At 60.2% G+C, this 26685-nt stretch carries 30 protein-coding genes; 21 read left to right on the forward strand and 9 right to left on the reverse strand.

What is annotated here, in order from left to right:
* Positions 1 to 10: 10 nt before the first annotated feature.
* The 5 genes from IEX27_RS04935 to IEX27_RS04955 all read left to right on the forward strand — a co-directional run bounded on the left by IEX27_RS04935 (position 11) and on the right by IEX27_RS04955 (position 4266).
* Positions 11 to 796 carry an IclR family transcriptional regulator gene (locus IEX27_RS04935; protein WP_188719824.1) on the forward strand — a complete coding sequence of 262 codons (786 nt, stop codon included), beginning with the start codon at positions 11 to 13 and terminating at the stop codon, positions 794 to 796.
* A gap of 17 nt (positions 797 to 813) precedes the next feature.
* Positions 814 to 1635: a bifunctional 5,10-methylenetetrahydrofolate dehydrogenase/5,10-methenyltetrahydrofolate cyclohydrolase gene (locus IEX27_RS04940; protein WP_188719825.1), complete on the forward strand. Its 822-nt coding sequence runs from the start codon at positions 814 to 816 to the stop codon at positions 1633 to 1635.
* A 309-nt stretch (positions 1636 to 1944) separates the two neighbouring features.
* A complete protein-coding gene (exbB, locus tag IEX27_RS04945; RefSeq protein WP_188719826.1) occupies positions 1945 to 2874 on the forward strand; it encodes a tonB-system energizer ExbB in 930 nt (309 codons plus the stop codon).
* 4 nt (positions 2875 to 2878) lie between these two features.
* The gene (gene exbD, locus IEX27_RS04950; RefSeq protein ID WP_188719827.1) at positions 2879 to 3331 is read left to right on the forward strand and encodes a TonB system transport protein ExbD; all 453 of its coding nucleotides are present in this window, start codon (positions 2879 to 2881) and stop codon (positions 3329 to 3331) included.
* Positions 3328 to 4266, forward strand: coding sequence for an energy transducer TonB (locus IEX27_RS04955; RefSeq protein WP_188719828.1), 939 nt, complete (start codon positions 3328 to 3330; stop codon positions 4264 to 4266). Before exbD ends, IEX27_RS04955 begins: the two co-directional genes overlap by 4 nt.
* 60 nt (positions 4267 to 4326) lie before the next feature.
* Here IEX27_RS04955 and ligM read toward each other — a convergent pair whose 3' ends face one another.
* Positions 4327 to 5739: a vanillate/3-O-methylgallate O-demethylase gene (gene ligM / locus IEX27_RS04960; RefSeq protein ID WP_188719829.1), complete on the reverse strand. Its 1413-nt coding sequence runs from the start codon at positions 5737 to 5739 to the stop codon at positions 4327 to 4329.
* A 549-nt stretch (positions 5740 to 6288) separates the two neighbouring features.
* Here ligM and IEX27_RS04965 point away from each other — a divergent pair.
* Complete coding sequence (locus IEX27_RS04965) at positions 6289 to 7974, forward strand: sulfatase-like hydrolase/transferase (RefSeq protein ID WP_188719830.1); 1686 nt, start codon at positions 6289 to 6291, stop codon at positions 7972 to 7974.
* A 6-nt stretch (positions 7975 to 7980) separates the two neighbouring features.
* Here the strand turns inward: IEX27_RS04965 and upp are convergent, their stop codons facing one another.
* A complete protein-coding gene (upp, locus tag IEX27_RS04970; protein WP_188719831.1) occupies positions 7981 to 8610 on the reverse strand; it encodes a uracil phosphoribosyltransferase in 630 nt (209 codons plus the stop codon).
* Positions 8611 to 8828: 218 nt separating this feature from the next.
* Here upp and mbfA point away from each other — a divergent pair, with 218 nt between their 5' ends.
* From mbfA to IEX27_RS04985, 3 genes are all read left to right on the forward strand, one after another.
* Positions 8829 to 9812, forward strand: coding sequence for an iron exporter MbfA (gene mbfA, locus IEX27_RS04975; RefSeq protein ID WP_188719832.1), 984 nt, complete (start codon positions 8829 to 8831; stop codon positions 9810 to 9812).
* 85 nt (positions 9813 to 9897) lie between these two features.
* Positions 9898 to 10221: a hypothetical protein gene (locus IEX27_RS04980; RefSeq protein ID WP_188719833.1), complete on the forward strand. Its 324-nt coding sequence runs from the start codon at positions 9898 to 9900 to the stop codon at positions 10219 to 10221.
* A gap of 5 nt (positions 10222 to 10226) precedes the next feature.
* Positions 10227 to 10655, forward strand: coding sequence for a hypothetical protein (locus IEX27_RS04985; protein ID WP_188719834.1), 429 nt, complete (start codon positions 10227 to 10229; stop codon positions 10653 to 10655).
* A gap of 223 nt (positions 10656 to 10878) precedes the next feature.
* Here the strand turns inward: IEX27_RS04985 and nth are convergent, their stop codons facing one another.
* The gene (gene nth / locus IEX27_RS04990; RefSeq protein WP_188719835.1) at positions 10879 to 11673 is read right to left on the reverse strand and encodes an endonuclease III; all 795 of its coding nucleotides are present in this window, start codon (positions 11671 to 11673) and stop codon (positions 10879 to 10881) included.
* A 21-nt stretch (positions 11674 to 11694) separates the two neighbouring features.
* On the opposite strand from nth, the gene IEX27_RS04995 reads away from it, so the two are divergent.
* The 4 genes from IEX27_RS04995 to IEX27_RS05010 all read left to right on the forward strand — a co-directional run bounded on the left by IEX27_RS04995 (position 11695) and on the right by IEX27_RS05010 (position 14060).
* A complete protein-coding gene (locus IEX27_RS04995; protein ID WP_188719836.1) occupies positions 11695 to 12180 on the forward strand; it encodes a DUF2244 domain-containing protein in 486 nt (161 codons plus the stop codon).
* Positions 12181 to 12252: 72 nt separating this feature from the next.
* On the forward strand, positions 12253 to 13137 hold the full coding sequence (locus tag IEX27_RS05000; protein WP_188719837.1) for a methylated-DNA--[protein]-cysteine S-methyltransferase: 885 nt from the start codon (positions 12253 to 12255) through the stop codon (positions 13135 to 13137).
* Positions 13138 to 13283: 146 nt separating this feature from the next.
* On the forward strand, positions 13284 to 13712 hold the full coding sequence (locus tag IEX27_RS05005; protein ID WP_188719838.1) for an Hsp20 family protein: 429 nt from the start codon (positions 13284 to 13286) through the stop codon (positions 13710 to 13712).
* Positions 13713 to 13802: 90 nt separating this feature from the next.
* The gene (locus IEX27_RS05010; protein WP_188719839.1) at positions 13803 to 14060 is read left to right on the forward strand and encodes a BQ00720 family protein; all 258 of its coding nucleotides are present in this window, start codon (positions 13803 to 13805) and stop codon (positions 14058 to 14060) included.
* A 127-nt stretch (positions 14061 to 14187) separates the two neighbouring features.
* Here the strand turns inward: IEX27_RS05010 and ptsN are convergent, their stop codons facing one another.
* From ptsN to lptC, 6 genes are all read right to left on the reverse strand, one after another.
* Positions 14188 to 14652, reverse strand: a complete 465-nt coding sequence (gene ptsN, locus IEX27_RS05015) for a PTS IIA-like nitrogen regulatory protein PtsN (RefSeq protein ID WP_188719840.1) — start codon at positions 14650 to 14652, stop codon at positions 14188 to 14190.
* A 50-nt stretch (positions 14653 to 14702) separates the two neighbouring features.
* Positions 14703 to 15290 carry a ribosome hibernation-promoting factor, HPF/YfiA family gene (gene hpf, locus IEX27_RS05020; protein ID WP_188719841.1) on the reverse strand — a complete coding sequence of 196 codons (588 nt, stop codon included), beginning with the start codon at positions 15288 to 15290 and terminating at the stop codon, positions 14703 to 14705.
* A 212-nt stretch (positions 15291 to 15502) separates the two neighbouring features.
* Positions 15503 to 16975, reverse strand: a complete 1473-nt coding sequence (gene rpoN / locus IEX27_RS05025; protein WP_188719842.1) for an RNA polymerase factor sigma-54 — start codon at positions 16973 to 16975, stop codon at positions 15503 to 15505.
* 119 nt (positions 16976 to 17094) lie between these two features.
* A complete protein-coding gene (lptB, locus tag IEX27_RS05030; RefSeq protein ID WP_188719843.1) occupies positions 17095 to 17898 on the reverse strand; it encodes an LPS export ABC transporter ATP-binding protein in 804 nt (267 codons plus the stop codon).
* Positions 17888 to 18436 (reverse strand): LptA/OstA family protein, encoded by a 549-nt coding sequence (locus tag IEX27_RS05035; RefSeq protein ID WP_244630219.1) that lies wholly within the window; start codon positions 18434 to 18436, stop codon positions 17888 to 17890. The genes lptB and IEX27_RS05035 overlap by 11 nt, the downstream gene beginning before the upstream one ends.
* Complete coding sequence (gene lptC, locus IEX27_RS05040) at positions 18429 to 19139, reverse strand: LPS export ABC transporter periplasmic protein LptC (RefSeq protein WP_188719845.1); 711 nt, start codon at positions 19137 to 19139, stop codon at positions 18429 to 18431. The genes IEX27_RS05035 and lptC overlap by 8 nt, the downstream gene beginning before the upstream one ends.
* Before the next feature lie 270 nt (positions 19140 to 19409).
* On the opposite strand from lptC, the gene sppA reads away from it, so the two are divergent.
* The 8 genes from sppA (at position 19410) to olsB (ending at position 26614) form a co-directional block, all read left to right on the forward strand.
* Positions 19410 to 20372 (forward strand): signal peptide peptidase SppA, encoded by a 963-nt coding sequence (gene sppA, locus IEX27_RS05045; RefSeq protein ID WP_188719846.1) that lies wholly within the window; start codon positions 19410 to 19412, stop codon positions 20370 to 20372.
* A gap of 39 nt (positions 20373 to 20411) precedes the next feature.
* Positions 20412 to 20720, forward strand: a complete 309-nt coding sequence (locus tag IEX27_RS05050; protein ID WP_280516463.1) for an integration host factor subunit beta — start codon at positions 20412 to 20414, stop codon at positions 20718 to 20720.
* Positions 20721 to 20745: 25 nt separating this feature from the next.
* The gene (locus tag IEX27_RS05055) at positions 20746 to 21063 is read left to right on the forward strand and encodes a LapA family protein (protein ID WP_188719848.1); all 318 of its coding nucleotides are present in this window, start codon (positions 20746 to 20748) and stop codon (positions 21061 to 21063) included.
* 186 nt (positions 21064 to 21249) lie between these two features.
* Positions 21250 to 22251 (forward strand): RsmD family RNA methyltransferase, encoded by a 1002-nt coding sequence (locus IEX27_RS05060; protein ID WP_188719849.1) that lies wholly within the window; start codon positions 21250 to 21252, stop codon positions 22249 to 22251.
* Positions 22248 to 23102 carry a TrmH family RNA methyltransferase gene (locus tag IEX27_RS05065; protein ID WP_188719850.1) on the forward strand — a complete coding sequence of 285 codons (855 nt, stop codon included), beginning with the start codon at positions 22248 to 22250 and terminating at the stop codon, positions 23100 to 23102. Before IEX27_RS05060 ends, IEX27_RS05065 begins: the two co-directional genes overlap by 4 nt.
* On the forward strand, positions 23102 to 23596 hold the full coding sequence (lspA, locus tag IEX27_RS05070; RefSeq protein ID WP_188719851.1) for a signal peptidase II: 495 nt from the start codon (positions 23102 to 23104) through the stop codon (positions 23594 to 23596). The genes IEX27_RS05065 and lspA overlap by 1 nt, the downstream gene beginning before the upstream one ends.
* Positions 23597 to 23765: 169 nt before the next feature.
* On the forward strand, positions 23766 to 25634 hold the full coding sequence (locus IEX27_RS05075) for an ATP-binding protein (protein WP_188719852.1): 1869 nt from the start codon (positions 23766 to 23768) through the stop codon (positions 25632 to 25634).
* 98 nt (positions 25635 to 25732) lie between these two features.
* Positions 25733 to 26614, forward strand: coding sequence for a l-ornithine N(alpha)-acyltransferase (olsB, locus tag IEX27_RS05080; protein WP_373869861.1), 882 nt, complete (start codon positions 25733 to 25735; stop codon positions 26612 to 26614).
* Positions 26615 to 26685: the final 71 nt, after the last annotated feature.

Raw genomic sequence — 26685 nt, forward strand, 5'->3', positions numbered from 1 at the left:
GGAGGTGAGCTTGCATAATCCTCCGCATGAGCTGCTCGACAAGGAAGACAAGGAACTCTCGCTGACCTTCGCCAAGGGGCTGTCGGTGCTGCTGGCGTTCCAGGGTAAGACCCGGGAGCTGACGATCACCGAGATTGCTGCGAAGACGGGGCTCAACCGCGCTGTGACGCGGCGGTTGATCCGTACGCTGGAGCAGCTTGGTTATGTCGCCAATGATCGTGGGCGCTATCGGCTGATGCCCCGCGTGCTGCGGCTGACAACGGGCTTCATGGAAGCTCGCAGCATTCCGCAGGTGGTGCAGCCGGTGCTGCGCGCGGCATCGCAGGAGATCGGCGAATCCGTCTCGCTCTCGATGCTCGACGGCGACGAGGCAATCTATGTGGCGCACGCCTTCGTCCCAAGCCGCTTTACGCTGAACATGGTGACGATCGGCAGCCGCGTTCCGCTGGCGCCCACCGCGATCGGGCGGGCCATGCTTGCCTTCCTCGACAAGCCGAAAAGGGATGCGCTGCTGGAGCAGCTGGGCCTCACCGCCTATACGCCGAGCACGGTCACCGACCGGAAGAATTTCATCGATCTTCTGAATCTCATCCGCATCAGCGGATTCTCGGTCACTTCATCGGAATATGTGGAGGGCGTGAGTTCGCTCGCCGTGCCGGTGCTGGCCAGCAATTCGGAAGTCGTGGGCGCGGTATCGATCATTTTCCCGCAGGGTCAGTACACGGAAGATGAGATCCAGGGCCGTCTCAAGGACCAGCTCACCCGCTGCGCGAACGATATTTCGAGCGTGTTCTGATATATCTGTGATCGATCATGACTGAGACAACCATATTCACCGGCTTCGATCTGGCCGAGCGCTTAAAGCAAAACATCAAGATGCGCATCGACGCTTTGGGGCGTCAGCCGCGCTGCAATCTGTTCCTTGACAGCCGCAATGCCGGGGCATCCGCCTATGCGCAGAGGCTCGCGGGTTCGGCCGCTTCCGTCGGCATCGACATGGTCATGCGTGAATATGCAGGAAGTGCCGGGGAGCTGCGCCGCCAGCTGCAGGAAGAAGCGGACGCGGTCATGACGCTTTTCCCCATGCCGGACTTCATCGACCGGAACGAAGTGGCGGCGCTCATCGGCGCTGAACGGGACGTCGACGGCCAGCATCCGCTCAATGCCGGAAAGCTGGCGCTCGGCATCGTAGGTTACCGGGCTGCGGCGACGGCCAGAGCCTGCGTCCTCGTGATGAGCGAGATCATGGGCTCCCTGAAAGGCCTTCGTGTCGTCGTGGTCGGTGCTTCACCGGTGGTGGGAAGGCCGCTTGCGCTGATGCTCCTGGAAAAAGAAGCGACTGTCACGGTCTGCCATGTGGCGACGGTCGATCTGGCCTCGCATACGCGGGAAGCGGACGTCATCATCTCGGCGACGGGCGTCGCGGGGCTGATCAGGGCCGATCATATCCGCGAAGGTGCGGTTCTCCTGGACGTCGGGATCGTCAGGACCGAGAAGGGGCTGGTAGGCGACATCGACCTCGACAGCGTGCAGGGGAAGGCCGCTGTTGTGACGCATGTGCCCGATGGGGTTGGGCCGGTTACGACTGCCTGCCTGCTTGAGAATATCGTCGCGGCTGCTGAGGCTCGCAGCTAAACCATTCCAGTTATTGGAAAAATGGATCGGAACGGCGCTGCAACAGGCAGCCGGCCGGGGCTTTTCTTTGTTTGGATAAGCACCAAATTTCGGCTTCCAATTTATTCATGATTAGAATAATCAAGTTTTAGAACGTTGCTTATGGGCAGCGGCCACCTACCGGTTGCCGATGAAATATTGGCCGATCCCGGCATTCCATGTCAGATTGGCGCTGGTCTGTGGCATCGAGAAATATCGCGGGCGTTCGCCACCTGAAGACCAAGACCGGAACCGAAGACAGCTTCGGTGCTGAGCAGACAGAGTAAGTTCATGACCATGACAGCTGCGCGATCCAAGCGTGTCCTTGACGTAGTTTCCCTCGTGCTCGCCGCGCTGATTGCAACGGCTGCTCCGGTTCTTGCTCAAACGCAGCCGCCGGTAACTCCCGCGCAGGAACAGACGCTGACGCCCGTGCCCGCTCAGCCTGCAGCGGAGCAGGTCACCGAGGTCACGGCACCTGCCGATGCCGAGGAGCGGGACGCGACGCTGCCGCATAATCTCTCGCCCTGGGGCATGTTCATGGCTGCCGACTGGGTGGTGAAGGGGGTCATGATCGGCCTCGCCTTCGCCTCGCTGGTCACCTGGACGGTCTGGGTGGCAAAGTCGCTTGAACTGGCAGGCGCCAATGCTCGGGCAAAGCGTGCTCTCAACGGCATCATCGAGGCCCGTTCGCTTCGTGAGGCAAGCGAGAAGCTCAGCGGTCGCAAGGGCCCCGCCGCGCTCATGGTTCAGGCTGCGGCACATGAGGTTTCGGCGTCCGACGGAACGCTCGATTTCGGTGGAGGCGATGGCCTGAAGGAGCGCGTTTCCTCACATCTCGGGCGCATCCAGGCTCAGGCAGCCCGTCGCATGACGCGGGGCACGGGCGTGCTCGCGACGATCGGCTCCACGGCACCTTTCGTCGGATTGTTCGGCACGGTCTGGGGCATCATGAACTCCTTCATCGGCATCTCGGAATCCCAGACGACCAACCTCGCAGTTGTGGCCCCGGGTATCGCCGAAGCTCTGCTAGCAACGGCAATCGGTCTCGTCGCCGCTATCCCGGCGGTGGTCATCTACAACGTCTTTGCGCGTTCCATCACCGGTTACCGCCTCGTGCTTGCGGATGCTTCAGCTGCCGTCGAACGTCTTGTCAGTCGCGACCTCGACTACCGGCTTACCGCACCAGCGCGCCGCAAGATCGCGGCTGCTGCGGAGTAAGACCATGGCTGGTGGGATCAACTCCAACACGGAAGATGACGATCTCGTTGAAAACCACGAGATCAACGTCACGCCTTTCATCGACGTAATGCTGGTGCTGCTCATCATCTTCATGGTGGCTGCGCCGCTCGCGACGGTCGATATCAACGTGGATCTGCCGAGGTCTGCAGCAACACCGCAGCCGCGTCCCGATGAGCCGCTCTATGTTACCGTGGACAAGGATCTCGGCGTCGCGGTTGGCAACGACAGGGTCGCTCAGGCGGAGCTTGGCAGCGTTCTCGACCGCGTCACGAAGGGCGACAAGGAAACGCGGGTCTTCCTCAGGGCGGACCAGGCGGTTTCCTACGGCGACCTCATGAATGTCATGAACCAGCTGCGTGTGGCCGGATATCTCAAGATCGCACTTGTCGGGCTTGAAGGTCCTTTGCCTGCTGCTTCGGGTGCTGCAGCTCCATGAGCGGAAGGCCTGACATAGCCTGGTCAAAGCATGTGGCCAAGGTTTCGCTCGGCCAGCTTCTCCTCTGGTCGAGCGCGGCTGCGCTGGCCGTGGCTGCCCACGCGAGTGCCGCCTGGTGGATCATGCAGCAGCCGCCTGCTCCTGCCGTCGATCTCGGTGCACCCGTTGCGATCATGATCGACCTCGCTCCCGTGCCGATGGCGCCAGCGTCCGATGAGGAAGAGGTTTCCGCCGATACGGTTGATTCCGCTGCTGCCGAGGAGACGCCGGTCCCGGAAGAGGCAGAGCCGGTCGAGACAGCAGAACCGGTCGAGACAGTTGAGCCGGAGGTGGCGGAAATCGAGGAGCCGGTCGAACCCGAAGAGGTCGTGCCGGAACCCGCCCCGGAAGTGGAAACGGCCGAACCGGTTGAGCCGGACGTGGAGCTTCCCGATGTCGCGGAGGTGCCGCTTCCGACCCCACGACCAACACCGAAGCCCAAGGTTGCCGAAAAGCCACGTGAGCCAGAGAAGCCCAAGCAGGTTGTGAAGCAGGTGAAGCAGGTGAAGCAGCAGGCTCCCGCTCCCTCGCGTGAAGCCAGGGCCGCAAAAATACAGGCGCAGCAGGAAGCGCCGCGCGCAGCCGCTCCGCAGTCTAATCGAGGGGCTTCGAGCATGTCGCCGCAAAGGTGGCAATCGCGGCTGCTGGCTCATCTTGAACGGCGCAAGCGTTATCCAGCCTCAGCAAAACGCAAGCGGCTTGAAGGTACCGCGCAGGTTCGGTTCACCATCGATGACAGCGGCAATGTTCAGTCTGTCGCGCTCGCCGGGTCCTCGGGGGTTCCCGAGTTCGATGAAGAAGTGGTGGCAATGGTGCGGCGTGCTTCGCCTGTTCCACCCCCACCGCCGGGGGTCGATCGAACCATCGTGGTGCCAGTCCGGTTCGATATCCGCTGATCATCACCAAAGAAAAATGGCGGGAAGAACCCCGCCATTTTCAATCTGTAATCGGTCGGGTTAGACCGACTGCTTCGTGCGCCAGCTGTCGGCGTAGTTTTCCCGGGCGTCGCGAGAGTAAGGCACCGGCGAGACCTTGACGCGGATCTCGAGCTGCTTGTGACGCTCGACCGTCGTCTTCTCCGAGCCGCCGTTCGGCTCCGGCTCACCCCACACGAGCGTCAGAACGTCGCCGATCTGGATGTCCGGGTCGACTGTCGCAAGCGATAGCATCGAGCGTTCGTTGAAGCTGTAGCCCGAGAACATCGACAGGCCGACAACCTTGCCGTCCTTCACGACAGCGTCGTAGTTTGCCGACGCGTAGTTCGACAGCGGCAGGTCGATGTACTTGTAGTTCTCGATGCCCGGTTCAAGCATGGAGCGGAACACCTTGGCCACGTCGTCCGCGTTCCAGGCGAGCGTCACCTTGCGGCGATGCGGCTTGTCCGCGATCTTCTCAAGCGCCTCGCGGCCGATGAAGTCGTGGTCGAACTTCACGAAGGTGCCGTAGCCGATTTCATATGGCGTGACGTAGTAGTCTTCGATCTTGTCGGAGACGAAGCTGCCGCCGATGGAGCCGGTTGCCTCGTAGCTGTCAGCGCCAAGCCATTCGCGATAGGCCTTCATCTCCGGGTCGGTGTAGACGGCCGGAAGCGGGGAGGGGATCCAGCCGGATTCCAGCGTGTTCGTCGCGTAGGCGCGGGAGCCCACCGGAACGATGCCGAATTCTTCGCCAGCCTCAAGGATCGCGCTGCGGATCTCTTCGCCTTCCTCGTAGGGTCCCCAGATTTCAAGGCCCGGTGCGCCGGACATGCCGTGACGCAGCGAGCGGACGGTGCGTCCGGCGATCTTGATCTCGCCCATGTTGAAGAACTTGATCTCCGGCAGCGGGCCGCCGTTCAGCTTCTCCAGGATAGCCCATGCGTTCGGACCCTGGATCTGGTAGCGATAGCGGCGGCGCACAACCGGCTTGCCCATCGGGCGCGAGGGCGAGCGGTCATCACGATCGATGCGCAGGTTCTGGTAACCGCCGGTTTCGGCGTGGAACTGCAGCCAGTTCACGGTCGGCGCGCGGCCAACGAAGAGGTACTGCTCTTCTTCCAGGCGGAACAGGATGCCGTCGCCGATGACATGGCCGCTATAGCTGACGGGGACGAACTGCTTGGCGCGGTTGACCGGGAAGTTCTCGACGGTGTTGATGCCGGTGCGCGCGAGAAGCTTGATGGCATCCGGGCCTTCCAGCATGATCTCCGCCATGTGATGCGACTGATCAAAGAGCACGGCAGAATTGCGCCAGGCTGCCTGTTCGTCACGCCAGTTGGTGAACTCCGACGGCACCACCGGATAGACATAGGCGCCAATTTTGGAGTTGCGGAGCATTTTGACGGTGTTGCCCGCCTCCTGCATTTTCTGTTCGAGGTTTTTTCCAGCCATAGTTTCCTCCTTAATGTCCTGGCTGCAGTTCACGGCATGACTGCATTACCGTCTGCGCCGTCTGCCAATCTGGCGACGGTTGCATGAACTGCTCTTATCTTGTGACGGGCTCTTCCCCTGAAGCTTTGGAACGCCTCCTTCGCGATCCGGCTGACGCTTCCCTCCAGAGAGCCTCACCTCATCCAAGTATACATTCACACTGATGGAACGGCTCTGTCAATGAGCAATCTTGCCCGGTCGGAACAAGCGGAAAGTGCAGGACTGGTCGCCCGCAGAACGCCAAAAGCAAGGAGAATCAGCCAGTTATTTTCTTATTGCGCCGGATCGCGTCCATTGTTGGTGTGCGGCTACCGAATTTTGGCGAAGTATACTTGATCGCGGATTAGCGGTGCAGGGAGCAGCTGGAATCGTGACGCGTCCGTTTTCCGATCCCTCCGGCTATCCTACGTTCAGGGAACTGGGGGTAACATTGGGTGTTTAGGCCCTGTTGCAGAACCACATAGTCATAGATCCCCAAGGGAGCTGCGATTGAACAGGTGAGTTGAGCCCATGTCGGTGGAACGGTCGTCATCGGACGAAGGTGCGCAAGGACGCATCACACGCAACAGGCGAACCCAGAAGGATCTTTGGGACGGCTCATGGCCGTTGCATCCCTTCTTCTTTGCTGCCGCTGCCGTTTTCACCCTGATGGGTAACAACCTGAACTACTCCGGCATGCGGGACGTGCTGCCGTCTCTGCTGGTGGCGCTGGCGATCGCGCTGACACTCTATCTGCTGGCGGTGCTGTTCCGGCGCAGGTTCGATTCCATTGCAGCGGTGCTTGCGACCATCTGGGTGGTTGGGGTTCTCTACTACTCCAATCTTTTTGGCGACCTTAACCGCTGGATCGACGGCGGTTTTTCCATGGTGCGGACGCTGCCGATCGCGGTGTTGATCCTCGCCGCCATCACTGTTCTCGCCTACAGGCTGAGGCGCTTTGCGCCCAAGGCGAATGGTGCGCTCAACATCATCGCCGTGGTGTTCCTGGTGGTGCCGCTGGGTAAGGTTGCCGAGTTTCAGTGGAACAACTGGGGTGCGCTCGACAGCTATGATGCGAAAGCTGCGCTGGCCGAACTTGAGCCCTACCTGAGCCAGGCGGCGAGCCCGGATCAGCCGCCGGACATCTATCACTTCATCTTCGACCGCTATGCTTCGGAAGAGGTGCTGAGTCAGTACTTTGATCTGGACAACAGTGAGATCGGGTATTTCCTGGAGCAGCAGGGCTTCTATCTGGCGCGTGGGAGCAACTCCAATTACCAGAAGACGGGACATTCGGTCTCTTCCACCTTCAATATGGACTATCTCCACACGCTGGAGAACGACCCTCGCGTGAAGGGCCGCAACTGGCGGCCCATCTTCAAGATCCTGGGCGATCACCGCGCGGGCCGCTTCCTGAAATCACGCGGCTATCGTTACGTGCAGTTCGGATCGTGGTGGGCCGGTACGTTCCGCAGCTCGCTTGCTGATGAAAACCGGCCGCACGGGTTCAGCGAATTCGCCATGCTTTACTGGCGGAACACGATGCTGAAGCCGATCTTCCATGTGTTGCCGGATACGCAGCTGACGATGCGGCTCGACTGGGACAACGGACAGTGCCAGCGCATTCGGCCGCAGCTGGAAGAGATCAAGAAGATCGGCGAGGAGACGGCGGAACCGCTCTATGTCTTCTCACATATCCTCATTCCGCATGGACCCGAAAATTTCACCACGACCGGCGAGTGCCTCAGTCTGCAGCAGGCCTCAAAGCGCGGTCAGGCGAAGGGTTATCTGGACCAGATCCAGTACGCGAACCAGATCATCCGCGACGTGGTGACCGAGCTGAAGAAGCCGGGGCGCAGGCCTGCCGTCATCATCATCCAGGCGGACGAAGGTCCGTCCCCGAAGCGGGACGGCAAGATTCCGTGGCAGAACGCGTCAGCAGACGAGCTTCGTATCAAGACGGGGATCCTGAACGCCTACTATTTCCCGGGAAAGGATTATAGCGGCCTTTGGCAGGACATTACGCCGGTGAACACCTACCGGGTGCTGTTCAACACCTATTTCGGAACGCGGCTGCCGCGTCTGGAAGACCGGATCTATGCCTTCCCCTTCGACAACAACCTCTATGAATTCCATGACGTGACGGCCAAGGTTCGCGGACCGGGCCCGATAGCGGGCACGGTGCATCAGGGCTCCGCGCCTGCTGCTCCCAACTGAAGCCGCTTACTTGGTGCCGTACATCCGGTCGCCGGCGTCGCCGAGACCAGGGATGATGTAGCCCTTCTCGTTCAGCCTCTCGTCAATCGATGCGGTGAAGACCGGCACGTCGGGATGTTCGCTGGTGAAATGCTGGATGCCTTCCGGGGCTGCCAGCAGGCAGACAAAGCGCAGGTTGGTCGCGCCACGATCCTTGAGCTTCTGGACTGCCGCAACTGCAGAGTTGGCCGTGGCGAGCATCGGATCAACGACAATCACCAGACGGTTTTCCAGGTCGCTCGGGGCCTTGAAGAAATATTCGACCGCTTCGAGCGTTTCGTGGTCGCGGTAGAGACCGACGTGGGCGACGCGGGCGGCTGGGACCAGGTCCAGCATGCCATCCAGCAGGCCGTTGCCGGCGCGTAGGACGGAGGCAAAAACCAGCTTCTTGCCTTCCAGAACCGGCGCTTCCATCTCCACCATCGGTGTCTCGATGGTGCGCGTCGTCATCTCGAGGTCTCGGGTGACTTCGTAGCAGAGCAAGAGCGAAATTTCGCGCAGCAGGCGGCGGAAGCTTGCCGTGGAGGTGTGCTTGTCGCGCATAATGCTGAGCTTGTGCTGGACAAGCGGATGGTCGACGACGGTCACGCCCTGCATTGGAAGTCTCCGTAAGAATAACGCGTTCGCTAGACATTAGCGATGGAACGACGCGACTCATACCCGCCAAGCACGATTGAGCAACAAAAATGTCGAGCTATGATGTCTCCGAGGGCGTTATTCCAACGCTCAATGGATGCTGAGGGCCCGCTGACGCGCTTGACCTGGGCCATCATAATCCTTAATTTAGAATAATTCTAAACAAGTGGATATTCATCATGTTTGGCCGTTTCGCCGGGGGTAACAGACGATCCTTCTCTTCCCTGTCCGAGCAGGAGATCCTCGGGTTGGCGATCTCCTCCGAAGAGGATGACGCGCGCATCTACCGTGCCTATGCGGAAGCGCTGGCGCCGGACTTTCCGCATTCTGCGGCAGTGTTCGAGGAAATGGCCGTCGAGGAGGATGGTCACAGGGCGGCGCTGATCGAGTTGCATCGCAAGCGATTTGGCGAGCGCATCCCGCTTATCCGGCGCGAGCATGTGCGCGGCTACTACAGCCGAAAGCCGGACTGGCTGGTGCGTCCGCTGGGCGTCGAGCACGTCCGCGCGCAGGTCAAGTCCATGGAAGAGGAGTCCTTCCGCTTCTATACGGAAGCCGCAAAGCGGACCGAGGACGCTGCGACGCGCAAGCTTCTGGGCGATCTCGCAGCCGCTGAGCAGGGGCATGAGAAGCTTGCGGGAGAGCTCGAGCAAAAGCATCTTTCTGCGGAGGCCAAAGAGGAAGAAACGGGCACCGAGCGACGGCAGTTCATCCTGACCTATGTGCAGCCGGGGCTCGCCGGCCTCATGGACGGTTCGGTTTCGACGCTGGCGCCGATCTTCGCCGCTGCGTTTGCAACGGGCGACACCTGGCAGACGTTCCTGGTGGGGCTTGCAGCATCTCTGGGTGCAGGCATTTCAATGGGCTTCACCGAAGTCGCCTCGGACGATGGCGTGATCTCCGGCCGTGGCTCACCCATCAAGCGTGGTCTCACGACCGGCATCATGACGGCGCTGGGCGGCCTTGGGCACGCGTTACCATACCTCATCCCGCATTTCTGGACGGCGACGATCACTGCCTTCGTGGTGGTGTTCATCGAGCTTTGGGCGATCGCCTTCATCCAGAACCGCTACATGGAAACACCCTGGAGCCGCGCGACCTTCCAGGTGGTGCTCGGCGGCGCACTGGTGTTTGCGACGGGCATGCTGATCGGAAGCGCTTGAGGCGGCAGGCGCGCCATTGCAATTTTAAAGACATATATTGCACCAGATTTCCCTTCAGGGTAGCATATATCTGAGGGGATGCTGAATGAGCAAGCAAGGAGAGAAAAGCCCGGAAGACCGCCTTGTTGAGCTGGAGGTCGAACGCCGCAAGAGGGAGATGGCAATCCAGCAAAAACAAGAGAGGGCCAAAGTCTGGGCGAACTACTGGACGGCCATCGCCGGAGCCATATTTGCGGGCGCTGTTCTTGGTCCGGTGCTGGGGATATTTCTCAGCGCCAGGAAGGAAGACATCGTTGCCCCGATCCTCATTGCTCTGGGTGGCGGAATTGTCGTCTTCTGCCTATATTTCCTTGTGGAGTACGGGGTGAGCGCGGCCCACGAGCATAGGGATGGCCAATCGGAAGGGTGATTGAGATGGAAGTTTCAGCATCAGGGGCGCTTGTAGCAGTCGAGATAGCGCTCATGCTTAGCGCAGTAGCTGCTGTCTATTTCACACGCCGACGCCTGTCGCCCGTCACAGAGGCGGATTTCGCTGCTCTGGACGATATCGAAAGGCAGCGGGTGAGCCTCCTCGCCGAGATCGAGGAACGTAAGCAGAAGAATTTGCTGAAGGTCTTCGAATCCATCAAGCCGGCGCCGGTCAAAAAGGCCCAACGCGCAACTCAGCACACACCACCACCTCGTCGGACAATGTCGATGGACCAACCGGTGTCGCACTTCGTAGAGGTTCACCACATTGAGGGCATCGCGACTGTAAGCCTTGAGCCTGATCCGAAGTCTGGTGGGTTCCATACCATCGAAGAGGCATTCGCGGCATTCACCGAGCAGGACAAAGAGCGGTAACGGCTGATCGGCAGATTGGTGGTGTTGCGGGCAAGTGCGGCCATGGAGCCGCTGCCGACGCTCCTTACCGGTGCAGGATCAATGAGCGTCTCTCATGTTGCGCCTCTCGAAGCATCAGGGTCCAGATGACACCGAGGCTCACCTGGTTCCTGATCACCCTTCGTCAAGCTTAGCGAGCTCACCGTGATGCTGGGAGGCGACCAGCGCCTCTCATGAATCGCAGCTACTTCGCAGGGAGCAAACCGGTCTCCTCCCAGCGGACGAGCGGGGCGGGGATGTCGTTGGTCTTCTCGGGAGCCTTGCAGATGTCGGCGATGACGCAGCGTTCGCACTCGGGCTTGCGCGCCTTGCATACGTAGCGACCATGCAGGATCAGCCAGTGGTGGGCGTGGAGCAGGTATTGCTCCGGCACCACCTTCAGCAGCGCTTCCTCGACTTCATCCACGTTCTTGCCGGGGGCAAGAAGGATGCGGTTGGCGATGCGGAAGATGTGTGTGTCCACCGCCATGGTCGGCTGACGGAAGAACATGTTCAGCACCACGTTTGCGGTCTTGCGGCCAACGCCCGGAAGCTTCGTCAACGCATCGCGGTCACCCGGGACCTCGCCGCCGTGATCCCGGATCAGGGCTTCCGAGAGCAGGATCACGTTCTTGGCCTTGTTGCGCCAGAGCCCGATCGTGCGGATGTATTCGCCGACCTTTTCCTCGCCGAGCGCCAGCATCTTCTGCGGCGTGTCGGCAATCTGGAACAGAGCGCGGGTTGCCTTGTTCACGCCCGCGTCGGTCGCCTGCGCGGAGAGCACCACCGCCACCAGCAGTGTGAAGACGTTGACGTGCTCCAGCTCGCCGGTAGGCTCCGGACGCTGCACCTCGAAGCGGCGGAACATCTCCATCCGCTCATCCAGGCTGTAAGCCGTCAATGCACGCTTGCGGCTGCGCGCAGCGGTCGCGCTTGACGTCCGGGGGGTGGTGGGAGCACTGTTGGACTTGGATCGGGATCTGGGTTTGGGCTTTTCCATAAACGCTCTATAATTCGAACCATGCTGCAAGAGAATGCCGCCGATACGCCTTTCTTCAAGGCGCTTCTTGTCCCATACCGTTCCCTCGGACGCACGGGATTTTACGTCCTGATGGGCTCGATGGTGGCTGCATGGGTGTTTGTGGTCATGGTCTTCTACAGCATGGGCGCCTGGCCGATCATCGGTTTCTTCGGGCTCGATGTGGCCGCACTCTATCTGGCCTTTCGTATCAACTACCGCGCCGCCAATGTTCGCGAGGAGATCGCGCTGTCGCGAACGAGCCTCAACATCCGCAAGGTGCCACCCTCTGGCCGAGTGGAAGAGCACAGCGTCAATCCGTTCTGGACGCGCTTCACGGTCCGGCGCGGACCGGAGAACATGATCACCGACATGAGCATTGAAGCGCGGGGAATGCGCATCTCAATCGGCTCGTTTCTCAATCCTGACGACCGGGAGAGCTTTGCCTCAGCCTTCGGGCAGGCACTCGCCACCGCCAAGCGCGCCTAATTTACTGCGTGCAAGAAACGGGTGGTGACGGCTGCTCGTGTCGCGCATAGTCGGGGCCAAGGAGAATTTGCCATGCGAACTGACAATGCTGTCCTCGAACGGGATGTAACGCCTTCCGGCGGTGACTACGAGCTGGTTCGCCTGATCATTGAAAAGATCAGCCTCGACTATCGTCAGCAGCCGACGTTGGAGCAGCTCGCAGACGAGCTGGGAGAGACGCCGACGGGCCTGCAGAAGCTGTTCACCCGCTGGGCGGGGCTGTCGCCGAAGGCATTCCTGCAGGCGGTCACGCTCGATCACGCGCGGCGGCTGCTGGATGACGGGATGCCGCTGCTGGAGGCTTCGCTTGAGCTCGGACTTTCAGGGCCGGGGCGGCTGCACGACCTGTTCATCACTCATGAAGCCATTTCGCCCGGCGAATACAAGCTGCGGGGCAAGGGGCTCACCATCCGCTACGGGTTCCATTCGTCCCCGTTCGGGAGCGCGCTGATCATGGCGACGGATCGCGGGCTGGCCGGCCTCGCGTTTGCCGATGCGGGCGAGGAACGGCAGGCATTCCAGGACATGTCCTCGCGCTGGCCGAATGCGACCTATGTGGAGGATATGCAGGCGACCGAAACCTATGCCCAGCGCATCTTCAATCCGGCGCGGTGGAACGATCCCGAGCCGATGCGCGTGGTGCTGATAGGCACGGATTTCCAGGTTAAGGTCTGGGAAGTGCTGCTGAAGATCCCCATGGGAAAGGCGCGGACCTATTCCGACATCGCGGCCGAAGTTTGCACGCCGAAGGCTTCGCGAGCGGTTGGCGCGGCGGTCGGCGCAAACCCGATCGCCTTTGTGGTTCCCTGTCATCGCGCACTGGGCAAGTCGGGGGCGCTCACAGGCTACCATTGGGGGCTGACGCGCAAGCGCGCCATCCTAGGCTGGGAAGCCGCACAGCTTGGCAAGCCTGAGTGACTGGCCCGCCTCAAGCGGTCACTGGAAGCTGATGCCGGCATAGCTCATCGCTCATCTTGAACTTCGTTTCGCGATAAACCATATCAGGAGGGCAAATTCGCCTGATGGGTCTTTGCTTCTACGTCGCTCAATGAGGACAAGAACAGATGACGCGTATGACGCCCTTTTCGAACCCGCTGCTACTCGGGTTCGAGACCATGGAGAAAACCCTGGAAAGGGTTGCCAAGTCCGGGGATAGCTACCCGCCGTATAACATCGAACGCGTTCGCAGCAACGGTGATAACCGGGGCGCACTCCTTCGGATCACGCTGGCAGTGGCAGGCTTTTCGGAGTCTGATCTCGATGTCTCGACCGAGGAGAACCAGCTGATCGTCCGCGGACGCCAGAGCGACGACACGGAACGCGAGTTCCTGCATCGCGGCATCGCTTCGCGACAGTTCCAGCGCGTGTTCATGCTGGCAGACGGCATGCGGGTGCTTGGGGCAGAACTACGCAACGGTCTGCTCTCCATCGATCTGGACCGGCCAGAGCCGGAGCGCCTTGTACAGAAGATCAATATTTCGGTGCGAGACTGACAGGGTTTGGCGAACCTGCATGTTCCAGAACGGAACGAATAGCTCTAGTGTGGGTTGGTCCAAATGGACGCCCGCCTTCAGGAGGCTGATATGGTAGACAACGGACACAGGATTACGGTTACTCAGCAGCAGCTGGCAGCACTTGGTGAAGGTGCGATCGCGTATGTGCGCGAGATGGATGTCGCTGATCTGCGGGGCAAATTCCCCGGAATGCCGGAACTCGAGGCAGGCACCAAGCTGTGGGCGCTGTTCGGCGCGAATGGTCAGCCGATCCTGCTTGCAGACGGACCGGAGGCGGCCTTGGCAGGCGCGTTTCAGAACGATCTGAAACCGGTAAGCCTTCACTAGCTCATCGGAGTGCTATCCGAGCGCAAAGCCGGTTGGCAAATTTCATCGGGATTCAGCAGAACGGAGCGGTCAGTGGCCGCTCCGTTTGATTTTTCAGCAGTCTTGATCGGGCCATAGCCCAAAGGTCTCAGCCGACGTTTGCAGCAGGGGCTTCCGCCAGAAAGGCGTGGATGGCTGTGGCATCGCGCGTTCCGCGGATCTTCGCCGTCGTCTCGTTGTCGCGCAGCACGCGGGCAATGCGGGACAGCGCCTTCAAGTGGTCCGCACCCGCGCCTTCCGGCGCGAGCAGCAGGAACACCAGATCCACCGGCTGATCATCAAGTGAGTCGAAATCAACAGGGGACTCGAGGCGGGCGAAGACACCAGTGATCTGCTTGATCCCCGGCAGCTTGCCGTGCGGGATGGCAATGCCATTGCCCACACCAGTCGAGCCGAGCCGTTCGCGCTGGAGAATCGTGTCGAAGACCTCACGCTCCGGAAGGCCGGTTATCGCCGCAGCCCTTTCAGCCAGGAGCTGCAGGAGCTGCTTCTTTGAGTTAGCCTTCAAGGCCGGCATGATTGCCGAAACCTCGATCAGATCACTCAGGTCCATATTTCGTATCCTCTGCTCAGCGGAATGGCTTTGCTGTTCATGGCTACTGCCTATTGAGTGGAGCTCGAAGATGGATCAATCCAACCGATATTTCCATCCGCGCGGCGATAGACAACATTAATTTCGTTATTGCTCGCGTTGCGGAAGACGAGGACAGGATCGTCCTTCAGGTCCAGCACCATCACCGCTGTAGCAACCGCCATAGTTTTGAGGGGGATGCGCAGCTCGGCAACAACTGCCGGTGCATGTCCTTCATCCTCGTTCTCTTCATCCTCATCCAGGCCTGTCATGACACGATACGACATGTCCATGCCATCGACCAAGCCATTCCCGGAAGTTGGATAGCTGCGCGACTTCAATCTGCGATTATAGCGGCGCAGCCGCTTCTCAAGCCTTTCGGAAGCGATGTCAAATGCAAGCTGGGGCTCCTGAGCCTGGCCGGTGGCCTGAAGTTCAGTGCCGCTGTCGAGGCGAACCATGCAATCGGCACTGAAGCCGCCGGCTCCCTTGATCATGTTAACATGACCATTATAGCCGCCATCGAAATACTTGGTTACTGCGTCGCCAATCTTGCTCTCGATGCGCGTGCGGAAGGCATCGCCGACATCCATGTGCTTACCAGAAATGCGGAGAGTCATAGTTATGGACCTTTTGGCCGGTTAGCGATCTAGGAGAGTTTATACTTGTAGGCGGCGCTTACAAGGTTAGGCAGCCACCAAATGTCAAACTGCCTGGAACGTGCTTGTCCTGTTTCGTTTCGCGGATCAAAAAATCCCGTCCAGCCTTCTGGTCTTGAGCGCGGGCTTCTAGTCGGTTCCCCCCGTAATGTCAATCCGATGGCGGAAATGGCCTATTTCTGGGCGATTCGGGCGCGTTTTTCGCGGCGCCGCTGCACCGAAGAAGGGATCGACATGGCTTCGCGATATTTAGCCACCGTACGGCGGGCGATATCGACGCCTTCCTCCTTGAGGATATCGACCAGAGCATCGTCCGAGAGGACATTTTCCGCCGTTTCCTGGTCGATCAGCTGCCGGATGCGGTTTCTCACCGCTTCAGCGGAATGGGCGTCGCCACCATCGGCGGCAGCGATTGCAGCGGTGAAGAAATAGCGCATCTCGAACACGCCGCGCGGGGTCATCATGAACTTGTTGGCCGTGATGCGGCTAACGGTGGATTCATGCATGCCGACGAGATCGGCGATGGTCTTCAGCTTCAGCGGCCGAAGGTGGTTCACGCCATGGACGAGGAATGCATCCTGCTGACGCACAATTTCGCTTGCCACCTTCAGTATGGACTTGGACCGCTGGTCCAGCGCCCGGACGAGCCAGTTGGCGTTCTGCAGGCATTCGGAAATGAAGGTCTGGTCCTGCTTGCCCGACTTAGCCGAAACCTTGGCGCAGTAGGACTGATCGACCAGCACCCGCGGAACCGCCTCTTCATTAAGCTCCACGCGCCAGGTGCCATCGGGCGCTGCCGAAACAATTACATCGGGTGTGATCGGTTCGGAGCCCTCTGAAAGAAACGCGGTGCCGGGCTTAGGATCCAGCATGCGGATTTCCGACAGCATGTCGACGAGATCACTTTCGTCGACGCCGCAGATCTTGCGGAGTGAGGCAAAGTCGCGGCGGGCGAGCAGGTCAAGGTTCTGCAGCAGCGCCTGCATGGCCGGATCGAGCCGCCCCTTGGCGCGAAGCTGGATCGCCAGGCATTCGGAGAGGTTGCGGGCAAACAAGCCTGCCGGCTCGATGTTCTGCTGCAGCTTAAAAAGCACCTTTTCCAGCTCGGCCCTGGAAGCGCCTGTACGCGCGGGGAGCTCATCAAAGTCGGTCAGATAGCCTGAATCCTCAAGCGAATCGGCCAGGTGCAGGGCGAGGAAGCGTTCGGCTGGCTCCTTGAAGATGAGCAGGATCTGTTCCTGCAGCACATCCCGAAGGGTCTGCGGCGTCGCCACGAAGGCTTCCGGATTCCAGTCACCGTCGCTGGACGTGGACGGACCGGCACCGCTGGCGGAACGCCACTGCGCGGAAAGGTCGGGACTGATCGGATCACGCCGACCGGGATCATCGGGAAAGAGATTCTCCAGCGACGTGTCGAGGCGTTCAGACATTGCCTCGGCATCGTTGCGGGGGCGGAGCTCGATCACGTTGCTCTCAGGCGCCGGCCCGTCGTCGCGGGTCAGCAGCGGATTGCGTTCGATCTCCGAGGAAATGTACTGGTCGAGCTCAACGTTGTTGAACTGCAGCAGCTTGATCGACTGCAACAGCTGCGGAGTCATGACGAGTGACTGGGTCTGCTGCAACCCGAATGCCGGCTTTAGCGCCATCTCTCGCCTTTCATCCTCGACGCAGCCAAATGTGACTGCGGCTGGATAAAACTGGCCTAGGACTTGCTTGTCAAGAAATTGGGCAGGAGGAGCCTAAATTTTTTGCAGTCGGTAACGTGTTACAAGGCGAAAGCTTCGCCGAGGTAGAGCCGGCGTACATCCGGATTACCGACGATGTCCTCCGGCTTGCCGTGCGTCAGAACCTGGCCCGCATGAATGATATAGGCCCGGTCAATGAGACCCAGGGTTTCACGAACGTTGTGATCGGTGATGAGGACGCCGATTCCGCGGGACGTCAGATGCTTCACAAGCTGCTGGATGTCGGTCACTGCGATGGGGTCGATCCCCGCGAAGGGCTCATCCAGGAGCATGAAGTTGGGTTTGCTCGCTAGGGCGCGGGCGATTTCGAGGCGGCGACGCTCACCACCCGAAAGCGAGATGGCTGGCGCCTTTCGCAGGTGGCTGATGTGGAATTCCTCAAGCAACGAGTCGAGCATCTTCTCGCGCTCCTTGCGGCTCTTCTCGACCACTTCGAGGATCGCGCGGATGTTGTTCTCCACGGAAAGACCGCGAAAAATCGACGATTCCTGCGGCAGGTATCCGATGCCGAGACGCGCACGGCGATACATGGGCATGGAGGTCACATCGTAGCCGTCGATGTGGATGTTGCCCTGATCCACGGGTACGAGGCCGGTGACCATGTAGAAGCACGTGGTCTTGCCGGCGCCGTTGGGCCCCAGCAAGCCCACAGCCTCGCCGGCCCGCACACCAAGCGAAACGCCATTGACCACCTGCCGTCCCTTGTACGCCTTGGTAAGGCCACGCGCGATCAGCGTGCCCTTGTAGCGCTCAAGTTCATCAAGGTTCGGTCCGGCGGAGTTTTCCTTTTGAAGCTTGCGCTTCCTGGCGGGTTTATTGAGCATTTCGGTCCGGAGGTGTGATGAGCATCTTCACGCGGCCGCCCGTCGCGTTGTTCTTGCAGCTTTCCAGTGTGGCCTGGCCATTGCGTCCGCGGATAACCAGCTTGCAGCCGACAATCACGTTCTCGCCCTCGGTCAGGACGACCTCCTTGCCGGAGAGCTCCAGAACCTCGGTGTTCATGTTGTAGGTACCGCGGTCACCGGTCGCGACCTGCTTCTCGGACTTCACATAGACGCCGCCTTCAACCTCGATCCGCTCGATGTTGTTGCCGGTGGTGGATTCCCGAGGATTGCTTCCGCTGGCGAAATAAACGGTCATCTTGGCCGAGCGGAGCAGGTTGGGACCCTGGACCACCGACACATTGCCTGTCAGCACGTTGACACGGCCCTCTTCCAAGACTTCAAGGCGATCGCCCTGGATCTCCAGAGGCTTGTCGCTCTGAAAGTTCAGGCTTTCCCGCGCCCTTTGCTGCGCCGTGGCCGCCAAGGGTACCGCAGCTATCAGCATGGCAGAACAAGTTATCTGCAACAGCCTACTCATCCGCTGCTTTCTGAACATCGGGTGCCCCTCTCTTGACCTCTGATGGTTGGACCTGAATGTGAACTCCACCGTCAAATATCAGCTTTTCTCCGCCATCGGCAGTCTCAAATTTCTGAGCCTCGATGCGCATCCCGCTCAGTTCGATCGTCACCGGTTTCTTGGACTCGACGGTCTTGGTCGAGAGATCAACTTCTGCTGATTCCAGCTTCGCCTTTATGCCGTTCGAGGTCTCAATCTCGATTTTCTGATCGAGGACAAGCCGGTTGCTCTGGCGGTCGAGATTCCCGCCGCCCGCAACTATTTTCGCATTGTCCTTGTCGCCAAATGGAATGGTGGCAGAGATCTCTTCCAGGGAGAATGCGCCGAGGGGTTCGCCCACGGGCTGGCGGGCCTTTCGCGCGGTAACCGAATAGGGCTGGTTGGTGCCGGTGAACCCTTCCAGCGTGGGATTGGACATCACCAGTTCGCCGCTTTCGACTGCGGTATCTATAACAGTTACATTACCGTCCGCACCACGCAGCGCTGGCAGATAGCTATACCCGAAGAACGCAACGAGCATGAGGACAGCCGCCAGCGGCAGCACGATCTTGAACAGGCGAACGTTGCGGGAGTGACGCGCAGCGCGAGCAAACGCCTCGGCGCCCCTTTCGTTGCGCCGAAAAGTGGTGCTCTCCTGGAAGTCGGACATCACTGCTTCACCCATGGTCATCCCGTCGTAGACTTTGATCCGAACCGCTGAAACAGCCTATCGAGCGGGCAGGGTCTTATGCCACACCACCAGAATAGCCAGCCTGATCTGAAATCGCTTTGCACTGAATATCCCATTACAATACGATTTGGCTATTTTTTGGTGAATCTAGCATGAACTATCATAATAGGTCCGGAACCGAACCCGATCTTACGGTTTGTCGCTAGCTCATATGCATTCGATCGTCTAAAAAACAACCCTTTATAGTTCCTGCAGAGGTGCTTCATGCCGTCCAGAGTTGACGAAATGATCGATCGCCGTCGTCTCCGGCGCAAGTTAACCTTCTGGCGGGTGGTTGCTTTAGTTATTGCGGCTGTGGCTATCATCGGCATCGCCCGGTTCTCGACGACGATCGGGGTTGGGTCGGATCACATTGCAAGGATCAAGATCGAAGGGACCATCACGGAAGATGAAGATCTCCTCGACACGATTGAAGAGGTCAGCAAGGCGGAGCGCGTCAAGGGCGTCATTCTAACCGTCGATTCCCCCGGGGGGACAACCGTTGGTGGCGAGGCGCTGTTCAACGCCGTCCGCAAGCTTGCCGAGGCAAAGCCGGTCGTTGCGCAGGTGGGAACACTGGCGGCTTCCGCAGGCTATATGGTCGCAAGTGCAGCCGATTTCATCGTCGCCCGGCATTCGTCAATCGTTGGTTCCATCGGCGTGATCGTGCAGGTGCCGAATGTCAGCGGACTGATGGAGAAGATCGGCGTGCAGGTGGACGAGATCAAGTCTGCCCCACTCAAGGCCGAGCCATCGCCCTTCAACCCCACGACCGACGCGGAGCGGCAGATGATCCAGTCAATGGTCTCTGACAGCTACGAGTGGTTCATCGACCTCGTGGAGGAGCGCCGTCCGCTGTCGCGCGACGAGATCCGCACGCTTGCCGATGGCGCGATTTTCACCGGACGTCAGGCGCTGCAGCGCAAGCTCATCGACGGGCTGGGCGGGGTGGATGAGGCCAAGGCGCAGCTGGTGGAAAAGGGCGTTTCTGCTGATCTCGAGATTGTTGAATGGAAGCCGCGCGGCGCCGACGACTCTTTCATTTTCGCGAAAGCCGCCTTGCCGTGGATGAAGGGCTTCTCGGGTGTCGAGATCGAAGCATTCCTGAAGCGCGTTGGCGGCGACCGCATGTTCCTTGACGGCCTCCTGTCGCTCTGGCAACCTGAAAGCAACTTGCGGGGTTATTGAAAAAGCCTGTAATTTCCGGCTAATAGCACTTTCAAACACATTCACAATCAGCGGAACCGAACCATGATCAAATCCGAACTCGTGCAGATCATCGCGAACCGCAACCCGCATTTGTTCCTGCGGGACGTCGAGAACATCGTTAACGCGATCTTCGACGAGATCGCCGATGCACTGGCGGAAGGGAACCGCGTCGAGCTCAGAGGTTTCGGGGCATTCTCGGTGAAGAACCGCCCGGCGCGCGTCGGCCGTAATCCCCGCACCGGTGAGTCCGTCGAGGTGGAAGAGAAGTGGGTCCCGTTCTTCAAGACCGGAAAGGAACTGCGCGAGCGGCTGAACATTGAAGCGTAATGTTTGAGCCAAAGCAGATATTTCCATGTTGAACCGCCTCATACTCGTCCTCATCCTGGTGCCGCTGGCCATCATCCTGATCGCGCTGGCGGTGGCGAACCGTGGCGCGGTTCTGTTCACGCTGGATCCGTTCAACCCGGGTAATCCCGCGCTCAGCGTGCAGCTGCCGCTGTTCGTCTACCTGCTGGTCTGCGTCATGATCGGCGTAATCATCGGAAGCACCATCACATGGTTCCGCCAGTCCCGGTACCGCCGTCTGGCCAAGCAATCGCAGGCAGCCGAACGGGCGCGTTCCGACAGCGAAGCGCGGGCGCAGACAACAGGTGCGCTCGTCCGCTCCTAGCCGAGAGCCTCTCTTGGCTGACTTGTCATTGCGCGATGGGGGCCGCTGTGGCAGAAGGCCGAAACAGTTGAGAGCAAGCGCCCTTGCGATCTCCCAGGCACAACAGGCGCACTCACTCTGCCGAAAGATCACCGTTTGCTGCGCCTCAGTTGATGAGGCTGCGCCTGCAATAGCTCGGAGCCCCCGTTGAAGCATCCGCGAGAAAGAACCCGTCAAAACAATCAAAATCGCGAGGATCGAGCTCCCAATGCGGCGCCTGCGCGGGAGCCAATCCCGAGGCGGACGGGCGCTTTGCCTGCAGAGCGGCTGCCAGTGGTGCTGGAAGTGCTGCCTTCGGACAATTACACGCTGATCGATTCCGGCGACGGACAGAAGCTCGAGCAATACGGGCCGTATCGCATCGTGCGGCCGGAAGGTCAGGCAATCTGGCGTCCGGCACTGGGCGAGGCGGAATGGCGCAAGGCGGATGCGATCTTCACCGGCGATACGGATGAGGAAGGCATGGGCCGCTGGCGGTTCCCGAAGACGCCGCTCGGAGAGACCTGGCCGATGCGCCACAAGGACGTGGACTATTACGGCCGGTTCACTTCGTTCCGCCACGTCGGGGTGTTTCCGGAGCAGGCGACGCATTGGTCTTTCATGCGTTCGCTCATTGAAAAGGAAAAGCGACCGGTAAAGGTGCTTAACCTATTCGGCTACACTGGGCTGGCATCGCTCGTTGCGGCGAAAGCCGGTGCGCAGGTTACCCATGTGGACGCCTCCAAGAAGGCAATCGGCTGGGCGCGCGAGAACCAGGAGATCGCGCGGCTGACGGACAAGCCGATCCGCTGGATCTGCGAAGATGCGATGAAGTTCGCCGAGCGTGAGCTTCGCCGCGGCAGCACCTACGACATCATCCTGCTCGATCCCCCGGCCTACGGACGCGGACCAAAGGGTGAGGTCTGGCAGCTCTTCGAACACCTGCCGGCGATGGTGGATGTGTGCCGGTCGATCCTTTCCGACAAGCCGCTCGCCGTGGTGCTGACCGCCTATTCGATCCGCGCATCCTTCTTTGCCATCCATACGCTGGTGCGCGACAGCTTTGCGGGCATGGGCGGCGCCGTCGAATCGGGCGAGCTGGTGATCCGCGAGCAGGCAGCGGGCAGGGCGCTTTCAACGTCACTCTTTTCGCGGTGGGTAGCTGAATGACCGAGATACACAACAAGCTGGCGCCGGGACGGGTGAAGGAAGTCACCAGTCTTTCCAATCCGCTGGTGAAGGACATCAAGGCGCTGGCGCTGAAGAAGTTTCGCGAGCGCGAGAATGCCTTTCTGGCCGAGGGGCTAAAGCTGGTGCTGGACGCGCTGGAAGCCGGCTGGACCATTAAGTTTTTCATCTTTGCGAAGTCCGGGCGCGGCAATGCGGTCGTCGAGAAGGCTGCAGCGCGAACAGTAGCCGCCGGCGGTACGGTGCTCGAGGTGAGCGAAAAGGTGCTCTCGGCGATTACCCGCAAGGACAACCCGCAGATGGTCGCCGGCGTCTTCGAACAGCGTTATCGGCCGCTGAAGGAGATCCGGCCTGCTGCCGGTGACGTTTATGTTGCACTCGATCGCGTTCGCGATCCGGGCAATCTCGGCACCATCATCCGGACTATCGATGCGGTTGGCGCCAAGGGCGTCATCCTGATTGGCGATTGCACCGATCCGTTCTCGCTCGAAACGGTACGCGCGACGATGGGTTCGCTCTTCGCCGTGCCGCTCTACCGCGCCGATGAGGAGGCTTTCCTCAGCTGGCGCAAGAACTTCGGCGGCCTTGTGGTGGGCACGCATCTGAAGGGCTCGGTCGACTATCGCACCGTCGACTATTCCACGGGCCCTGTCCTGCTGATGATGGGCAACGAGCAGAAGGGTTTGCCGGACAGTCTCGCCGAAGCCTGCGACAAGCTCGTGCGCATCCCGCAGGCGGGGCAGGCCGATTCGCTCAATCTGGCGGTGGCCACCGGCGTGATGCTCTATGAAATCCGCCGCAGCGCCTTCCCGATCACTGGAGAGATCGGCTGATGAAACGGAACGGCATTGCGCTTCTGGCCCTGATTGTCGCCGCCTCGATCATCCTCGACCAGCTCATCAAGATCTGGGTCGAAGCGAGCATGCCGCTCTACAGCAAGATCGACATCCTGCCGTTCCTTGCGCTTCTCCATGCGCAGAACACCGGCATTGCCTTCTCTTTCCTGTCCGGAATGGACGGAATGTGGCTAGGCGTCATTGCAATCGTCATTGTGATCTTCATCTCCATCCTGGCGGTGCGGACGGAGCCTTCGCAGCTTTATGCAAGAATTGGCTTCGCGCTTATCATCGGTGGCGCCGTCGGCAATCTCATTGACCGCTTCGTTCGCGGCTACGTGGTTGATTACGTTTACTTCCATACGCCGGTCTGGTCGTTTGCGATCTTCAATCTCGCGGACGCCTTCATCACCGTTGGCGCAGGGCTCGTGGTTCTGGAAGAGTTCTTGAGCTGGCGGAGAGCGAAGAAGGCGGGCCAGATGTCGGAGTAAGATCTGCAGCTATGCGCTGACCTCCGGTCGGTACAGCCAAGGATTGCAAGGGCATTGATTCCCCTTCGGGCTTAAATGCTCTATTGTTCCCACCATGAACCATGGGTGGGAAGCGCAACTCAATCAGCAAACCGCGGCAATCAAACCGCGCGGTACCGGCGTTCGGGCGATGCTGGAGACGCTTGCCGACGTCGTCATAGAGTATGACGACGAGGGCCGCATCCTTTGGTGCAATCAGCAGCTATGTACCCTGATGGAGTGCGAGGCTTCCGAGCTGATCGGCAAAGTCCTGCCGGAACTCGGGATCGATATTCCGCCTCCCTCCACTCTTCACCGCAATGGAAACCGCACGGAAAGCGTTGTTCACACCGCGCAGGGCCTGCGCTGGTTCATCTGGTCCGATGTCAATCATACCGGTGACGACGGGTTGATCCGCCATTTCGCCGTGGCGCGCGATATTACCGCCGTAAGGGAGCGCGAGGCCGCACTGATACAGGCACGGGAGCGGGCCGAACAGGCGAGCCTCGAAAAGTCGCGGCTGCTCGCCACCGTCAGCCACGAGATCCGCACGCCGATGAGCGGTGTGATCGGCATGGCGGGGCTGCTCTCGTTCACGCCGCTGACGCCCGAGCAGCAGACCTATATCCAGGCGATCAACACGTCGGCCGAGTCGCTGATCAAGCTGGTGAACGAGCTTCTGGATTTTTCGCGGATCGAGGCCGGACGGCTGCTCCTGGAGCCGCAACGCGTCAACATCCGCGAACTGATCGAAGGTGTGGTGGAGCTGCTGGCGGTCAACGCATTCGAAAAAGACCTCGGCATCGGGGCGCATATCTCGCCCGAAGTGCCCGACACCTTCATGGTGGATCCAGGGCGGCTTCGACAGATCCTGCTCAACCTGGTCGGCAATGCGATCAAGATGACCGACGAGGGCGGGGTACTGGTCACCGCAGGGTGCCACAAGGCGGACGAGATCGTCTTCACAGTGGAAGATACTGGTCCGGGGATGGACCAGAGCACCGTGTCGCGCCTGTTCCGCGAATTCGAGCAGTCGGAAGACCGCAGCAAGCGGCCGGAAGACGGAACGGGCCTCGGCCTTGCCATTACCCGTCGGCTCGTCGTCGCCATGGGCGGACAGGTGAGCGTCGCCACAGCGCCGGGGCAGGGTGCGATCTTTACTGTGCAGCTGCCGATTTCGGATGCCGAGCCCTCCAATGAAATACCGGGCACCTTCGACGGGCTCAGGGTTGCGATCCTGTCGCCCCGGAACATCGAGGCGCGGGCGCTTGCCATGTTCGTTGAGGCTCGTGGTGGAGCCGCGCGGATACTCGAAAGCGAGGCCGCTGCCGAGGCCATGCTGCAGGAGGGGCGCCGTGAATTCGATGTGCTCGTCGCGGACGCCTCGCTCGAGGCCCAGGGTGAGCAGATGCTGAGGCGGCTCAGTTCCAGTGGCCTGAAGGTGAGACGCGCGCTTACGCTGATTTCGCCAACGGATCGGGCCAGGCTGCCGAGGCTGCGCGCAAACGGTTATGACGCCTTTATCGCCAGGCCGCCGCGGGGGCGGACCGTTATCCGCCTGCTGAGCGGCGATCTGCCGACGAGCCCGATGCAGCCGACGGTCGACAGGACAGCGCTCCGCACGCTCGCCACCGGCCATCAGCTGAACGTGCTCCTTGCAGAGGACAACAAGATCAACGCACTGTTGACGGAGAAGGCGCTGCGCAATGCGGGCTGTTCAGTGACAACAGTCACAAACGGTACAGGCGCGCTCGAAGCCTTTGGTATGTTCACGTCCGTGCATGATCTGATGATCGTTGACCTGAACCTGCCCGATATGAGCGGCTTGGAAGTGATAGAGCGCATCCGGGCGCAGGAGCAGGCGCAATCCGGCCGACGGGTGCCGATCCTTGTCCTTTCAGCCGATGGACAGGAAAGCACCAGGGAGCAGGCGTTGCGCTGCGGAGCCACCGAATTCCTGCAGAAACCCCTCGATCCAGCTCTCCTATTGTCTCTCATTGCAAAATTTAGTGAATTCTAGTCGCTCTATGCTAATTTGAGCATCTCAGGTCCATGGTCCTGTCATGTTCCTGTCGTAGCGGACCCGTAATGGGGCATAGTGGCCGGGAGACTTTGACTGTGAGTAGCGTTCAACTGGACGGCAATACGCGGGGGCGGGATGCAGCTGTGGCGGCGGAATACCCCGTGGCCAGCGTTCCCACTGGAGCCGACGGGGTTCTGCTCGGACGGATCGGCAGCCTTGAAGTTCGCCTCGCCCAAAGCGCTGCAGATGTCGCTGCCGCCCAAGCCATTCGCTTCGATGTCTTCGTGCGCGAATTGGGAGCCTGCACCTCCCGCAGCTTCACAGAAGACCGGGACGCGGACGATTTCGATGAGATCTGCGATCATCTGCTCGTCGTGGACACCGCCGCGGGTGAGGGCGGTGCGATCGTCGGGACCTATCGTCTGCTGCCTCAGGAGAGGGCAACGCGCGGGTTCTATTCCGACAGCGAATTCGAACTTACCGAGCTGGTGGCGCGCCATCCCGGACGACGTTTCCTGGAGCTCGGCCGCTCGTGCGTTCTGCCCGACTACCGCTCAAAGCGTACGATCGAGCTTCTGTGGCAGGGCATCTGGTCCTATTGCCGCCGCAACAGCATCGACGTCATGGTGGGCTGCGCTTCCTTCCACGGGATCGAACCCGTCGAGCATGCGCAGGCGCTCTCGCTTCTCGCGCACAACTTCCAGACGGAGAATGAGTGGCATGTGCGCGCGCGATGCGATCGCTTTTCCGAGATGAAGCTCCTGCGGCAGGACGAGCTCGAACCGAAGGCGGCGCTCACAGCCATGCCGCCTCTGATCAAGGGCTACCTGCGGCTCGGTGCGAAGTTCGGTGAAGGTTGCGTTGTTGACACGGAGTTCGAAACCACAGACGTGCTCGTCGTCCTGCCGGTAGAGAACATCCCCTCGCGCTACATCGAATACTACACATCCGGTCCGGAGGCGGGCGAGATCCTTTGAGGCCTGCATTCTGGCGCCGCCATTGCGGTATTGATGAATTTAGCCGGAAAACTATTCTGTAGCGAATTCGT

This window comes from Nitratireductor aestuarii, assembly GCF_014641695.1.
GTDB lineage: Bacteria > Pseudomonadota > Alphaproteobacteria > Rhizobiales > Rhizobiaceae > Chelativorans > Chelativorans aestuarii.

Coding starts and splice junctions, on each gene's coding strand:
- IEX27_RS05000 (WP_188719837.1), top strand. CDS start 12,253: ATGCGAACTGACAATGCTGTCCTCGAACGGGATGTAACGCCTTCCGGC.
- IEX27_RS04940 (WP_188719825.1), top strand. CDS start 814: ATGACTGAGACAACCATATTCACCGGCTTCGATCTGGCCGAGCGCTTA.
- rpoN (WP_188719842.1), bottom strand. CDS start 16,975: ATGGCGCTAAAGCCGGCATTCGGGTTGCAGCAGACCCAGTCACTCGTC.
- sppA (WP_188719846.1), top strand. CDS start 19,410: ATGCCGTCCAGAGTTGACGAAATGATCGATCGCCGTCGTCTCCGGCGC.
- IEX27_RS05065 (WP_188719850.1), top strand. CDS start 22,248: ATGACCGAGATACACAACAAGCTGGCGCCGGGACGGGTGAAGGAAGTC.
- IEX27_RS05010 (WP_188719839.1), top strand. CDS start 13,803: ATGGTAGACAACGGACACAGGATTACGGTTACTCAGCAGCAGCTGGCA.
- lptC (WP_188719845.1), bottom strand. CDS start 19,139: ATGGGTGAAGCAGTGATGTCCGACTTCCAGGAGAGCACCACTTTTCGG.
- IEX27_RS05035 (WP_244630219.1), bottom strand. CDS start 18,436: ATGAGTAGGCTGTTGCAGATAACTTGTTCTGCCATGCTGATAGCTGCG.
- hpf (WP_188719841.1), bottom strand. CDS start 15,290: ATGACTCTCCGCATTTCTGGTAAGCACATGGATGTCGGCGATGCCTTC.
- lptB (WP_188719843.1), bottom strand. CDS start 17,898: ATGCTCAATAAACCCGCCAGGAAGCGCAAGCTTCAAAAGGAAAACTCC.
- IEX27_RS04980 (WP_188719833.1), top strand. CDS start 9,898: ATGAGCAAGCAAGGAGAGAAAAGCCCGGAAGACCGCCTTGTTGAGCTG.
- IEX27_RS04955 (WP_188719828.1), top strand. CDS start 3,328: ATGAGCGGAAGGCCTGACATAGCCTGGTCAAAGCATGTGGCCAAGGTT.
- lspA (WP_188719851.1), top strand. CDS start 23,102: ATGAAACGGAACGGCATTGCGCTTCTGGCCCTGATTGTCGCCGCCTCG.
- IEX27_RS05055 (WP_188719848.1), top strand. CDS start 20,746: ATGTTGAACCGCCTCATACTCGTCCTCATCCTGGTGCCGCTGGCCATC.
- ptsN (WP_188719840.1), bottom strand. CDS start 14,652: ATGGACCTGAGTGATCTGATCGAGGTTTCGGCAATCATGCCGGCCTTG.
- IEX27_RS04965 (WP_188719830.1), top strand. CDS start 6,289: ATGTCGGTGGAACGGTCGTCATCGGACGAAGGTGCGCAAGGACGCATC.
- exbB (WP_188719826.1), top strand. CDS start 1,945: ATGACCATGACAGCTGCGCGATCCAAGCGTGTCCTTGACGTAGTTTCC.
- ligM (WP_188719829.1), bottom strand. CDS start 5,739: ATGGCTGGAAAAAACCTCGAACAGAAAATGCAGGAGGCGGGCAACACC.
- upp (WP_188719831.1), bottom strand. CDS start 8,610: ATGCAGGGCGTGACCGTCGTCGACCATCCGCTTGTCCAGCACAAGCTC.
- IEX27_RS05075 (WP_188719852.1), top strand. CDS start 23,766: ATGCTGGAGACGCTTGCCGACGTCGTCATAGAGTATGACGACGAGGGC.
- IEX27_RS04985 (WP_188719834.1), top strand. CDS start 10,227: ATGGAAGTTTCAGCATCAGGGGCGCTTGTAGCAGTCGAGATAGCGCTC.
- nth (WP_188719835.1), bottom strand. CDS start 11,673: ATGGAAAAGCCCAAACCCAGATCCCGATCCAAGTCCAACAGTGCTCCC.
- mbfA (WP_188719832.1), top strand. CDS start 8,829: ATGTTTGGCCGTTTCGCCGGGGGTAACAGACGATCCTTCTCTTCCCTG.
- exbD (WP_188719827.1), top strand. CDS start 2,879: ATGGCTGGTGGGATCAACTCCAACACGGAAGATGACGATCTCGTTGAA.
- IEX27_RS05005 (WP_188719838.1), top strand. CDS start 13,284: ATGACGCGTATGACGCCCTTTTCGAACCCGCTGCTACTCGGGTTCGAG.
- IEX27_RS04995 (WP_188719836.1), top strand. CDS start 11,695: ATGCTGCAAGAGAATGCCGCCGATACGCCTTTCTTCAAGGCGCTTCTT.